Here is a 3,946-nt window from a genome sequence, read left to right on the forward strand (position 1 = left end):
CAGCAGAGCGTGTCCGCGAACAAGGCAAAACTGACCTTCACAGGGCATCGTGAAAGCGTCGAACTCCTCGCGAACAGTATCGGCGGCACCCCGCACATCGTCCTCATCTTCATCCGCCAGTAGGACTCCGCTTCGCCCTGCTCACCGCACATCGCCAGCACCTCCGACCCGAAAGATCATTTTTTCGGTGCCGGGAACATGATGTGTTGTTCCTGGTTCCGGGTCGCTCGGGCCTTCCCCCCAGGGGATGATCGGATGGAGGCGGCCGGGTAGGGGTGGAGCGCTGGCTTCCAGCCGCCGGCAGCCACACGACGATTCGGGCGCCGGGCTCGTTGTCCTCGATGTAAACGAGGCCATGGTGGGCCGTGACGGTGTCGTGGACAATCGCAAGACCGAGCCCACTGCCACCGGCGTCCCGGCTGCGGGCCTGATCGAGGCGGTAGAACCGGCGGAAGACCTCGTCACGGTACTCGGGCGGTATTCCGTGGCCGTCGTCCGCCACGACCAACTCGACGCGCCCGCCGGTGGTCGACAGCGACAGATCGACCCGCGTCCGCGCGTGGCGTCGCGCGTTGTCGAGCAGGTTGCGCACGACGCGGGTGAGCAGGTCAGGATGTCCTGCGACCAGGCCTGCGCAGACCTCACGGGTGTGGACGGCCAGCGAGCTGGTCAATCGCAGGTTCCGGGCCTCGGTGAGCACGATTTCGTCGATATCGACGAGGTCGCGGCGGGCGGGTCGGGCGTTTTCGTCGAGGCGGGAGAGCGCGAGCAGATCGTCGACGAGACGGGCGAGCCGGTCAACCTCATGGATCATGCGGAGGGTGTCGTGTTGCCATCGGTCTACCTCGGCCTTGTGGTGACTGACCTCGAGCTGCACACGCAGGGCCGCCAGCGGGCTGCGTAGCTCGTGGGCGGCATCGGAGACGAAGTGACGCTGCGTGGTCGCTGCGTTCTCCAGTCGACTCAGCATCTGGTTCATGGTCAGGGCGAGGCGGCGAATGTCGTCCTGAGCGGGGGGAACGTCGACCCTGCGATGGAGATCCGCCGCAGTGATGGCGTCGAGCTGACCGCGGATGCGATCAACGACGCGCAGGGTGTAACGCACGAGTGTCCAGACCGCGACCGCGAGCAGGAGCAGCAGAGTGGGGCCGCCAACCACGGCCGCTGTGGTGACGCGGCCGACTGCCTGGTCATAGTCGCTCAACGGTGACGCGATCACGATCGTGGCGGTGGAACCCTGGGTGCGTACCGGCAGCGTCAGGATCCGGAAATGACCGTGCGCGAGCGCCACCCGATCCTCGATGCGTTCCCCGGCCGACAGCCCTCCAACGGGCCGCGGGAGGGCCTCCTCACCGGCGTCGAACTCCCGTGAGCTGGCGATCACATGACCGTCGGGCGCGATGACCTGGGCGATGCTGGTGTCCGCGCCGGAACTGGGCAACGGGTCCGGCACGGCGCCGCGGGTGACGACCGCGCTGAGCGTCTGTGCACGTTCGCGGGCCGCATCGTCGATGGTGCCGAGCAGGCTGTTGCTGACACCGGTGATCAGCAGGAACCCGGCGGTGGCAAGACCGATTGCCGCGACGAGGGTCGCGATGAGGGTCACCCGCAGCTGGAAGGACAGCCGGCGCCACCACCGCGGGCGCGCCGCGGCGTCTTCCCGGTGGTCGGTCAACCGCCGTCAGCCCGCAGCCGGTACCCCACTCCGCGCACCGTCTCGATCGCCTGCCGTCCGAACGGTCTGTCAATCTTGCTTCGGAGATAGCTGATATAGACCTCGACGAGGTTCGGATCGCTTTCCCCGAACTCGTCCCAGACGTTGGCGGTGATGTCGCTCTTGGGCAGCACCTGGTCGGGATGGCGCATGAGGTAGTGCATGAGCGCGAACTCGCGGGGCCGTAGCCGAATGTCGGTTCCGGCCCGGCTGAAGCGGTGCCGGGCCGGATCGAGCTGGAGATCACCTGCCGTCAGGACGGTCGGACGCCTCGGGGAGCCTCGCCGGATCAGTGCGCGCAGGTGTGCCAGCAACACGACGAAGGAGAAGGGCTTGGTCAGGTAGTCGTCCGCGCCGAGATCGAGGGCGTCGGCCTCGTCGTACTCCCCGTCCTTCGCGGTGAGCATGAGGACAGGTGTCCAGACCCGCGCCCGGCGCAGCGACCGGGTGACCTCATAGCCGCTGAGACACGGAAGCATGATGTCCAGAACGATCGCGTCGTAGGCGTGGGAGCAGGCGAGCCACAGGCCCTGCTCGCCGTCGGCCGCGACGTCGACGGCACAACCCTCATGACGAAGTCCGTCCCGTATCGCGGCGGCCAGGTTTTCCTCATCCTCCACGATCAGTATCCGCATCGACAGCTCCTGTCGCACGTTCCCGGACTGACCGGACTGACCGGACTGACCGGACCGCGCCCCGGGGCCATGCGGGTCGGCGCCCTCCACGGCAACCACATTGTCTCAGTGTGCTCACGGTTGGGCACGCTCACAGGTCTCGAAGCTCCTTCGGGCCCGCGGTGCCCGCCATCCGGCCACCGAGAACCACCACCACAGCCGCCGCCGCCGCCACGACACTGGCGACGAGAGCGACCAGGTAGCCGACCGGAATCGCCGGTGCCGCAGGCGGTGGGTCGAAGATCCCCGTCAGTACCTTGATGAGCAGGTAGCTGATGGCCGCCGCGATCGCCGTGCCGCCGAGGACACCGCCCAGGACCAGTCCCCGCGCTTCGGTGGCCAGGAAACGTCCGCGCTGGCGGGGGGTGGCGCCGAAGGCGCGGAGCAGCACCAGGGAACGCCGTCGTTGCGACGCGCCGAGCAGCAACGCCAGGCCGGAACACGCCAGCGCGAGCAGGACCCCGAAACCGAGTTCCAGCCTGGACAGGCCGGCGAGGTCGGACGCGGCCAAGCCGGATGCGGTGGTGACGGTGGCGCGGGCGGAACGCACGTCGGCAACGTCGACGCCGGGCGCGACCCGCGACCGCAGGGACGCGGCGGTCGCGGTCGGGTCGGACGATCCGATCAGAAAGCTGCCGACCGCGTCCGAGCCGGTCACATGGGTGATGTAGACGGCGTTGGCGACGATGAAGGAGTCCTTCGGGGCGGTGGGAAACTCCTTGATCTGACCAATCACATGGAATGTCACCGGCTGGTAGCGCCGGTCGGGTCCGGTCTGGAGTTGCAGCTGTACCGGGTCGCCGGGACGCAGCTGGTAGTCGTGCAGCGTCTCCGCGGAGAGCAGTACGCCGTCAGGAGTACGGCCCAGAGTGCCCAGTGCGCTCGACACGGTGCTACCCGGTGTGAACGAGTCGCGAAGCGGGGCAACCCGCCGAATCGTGTCGGCGTTCACGCCGTAAATGTCCTGGAGATCCGGTCCCGCATAGGCGAAGCGGTGCTGCAGTGGTTCGACGGCCCGTACGCCGGGTGCGTTGCGGAGCGTGTCGCCGGCGGACGGGCTGACGACGGCGCCGGGGGGTTCGGTGACCGCGACGTCGGCACCGACGGTCAGGGCGACATCGAGTCGGGCCTGGGCATCGTAGGTGGAGGTGAAGACGGCCGTGGACGCCGCCAGGCCCAGCGCGACGGCGAGACCGGCCGCACCGCGCGCCACGATGTGGCGACGCCGCCGCAGCGACGCCGCTTCCAGCTCGGGTGCCCGTCCCGGGCGGTCCCGGGACAGCCGCCCGGTGCGTCGGGCGAACCAGCCGGCGCTGACGCGCCACACCAGCAGCGCCAGCCCGGGCCACGCCATCGCCGGGCCCAGGAGAGCCGCATAGTTCACCGCGGTCGTCGCCACGCCCTCGGGGGCGAGGACGACGTGATACCCGCCGCGGGAGGTGAGCCAGAACGTCACCGCGGCTCCGGCGAGGAGGATCCAGTCGAGACCGAGCCGCAGCGGCCACGGCGCACGGTCGGGCGGGGCGAGCGACGTGTCGGCCCGGACCGTGCCGGCCCG

At 69.1% G+C, this 3,946-nt stretch carries 3 protein-coding genes; all 3 read right to left on the reverse strand.

Features of this window, described 5'->3' with window-relative positions; all coding sequences use genetic code 11:
- Positions 1-109: 109 nt before the first annotated feature.
- Positions 110-1,675: a sensor histidine kinase gene (locus tag U9980_RS24175; protein ID WP_322770034.1), complete on the reverse strand. Its 1,566-nt coding sequence runs from the start codon at positions 1,673-1,675 to the stop codon at positions 110-112.
- Positions 1,672-2,349: a response regulator transcription factor gene (locus tag U9980_RS24180; protein ID WP_322748979.1), complete on the reverse strand. Its 678-nt coding sequence runs from the start codon at positions 2,347-2,349 to the stop codon at positions 1,672-1,674. The genes U9980_RS24175 and U9980_RS24180 overlap by 4 nt, the downstream gene beginning before the upstream one ends.
- 130 nt (positions 2,350-2,479) lie before the next feature.
- On the reverse strand, positions 2,480-3,946 hold a 1,467-nt coding region (locus U9980_RS24185), incomplete at its 5' end, for an FtsX-like permease family protein (protein WP_322770035.1).

Source organism: Protofrankia sp. Cr1, assembly GCF_963555865.1.
Taxonomy (GTDB): Bacteria; Actinomycetota; Actinomycetes; order Frankiales; family Frankiaceae; genus Protofrankia.

What these genes read in the sequence shown, in the direction of transcription:
- U9980_RS24180 (WP_322748979.1), bottom strand. Translation starts at nt 2,349, where the DNA reads ATGCGGATACTGATCGTGGAGGATGAGGAAAACCTGGCCGCCGCGATA.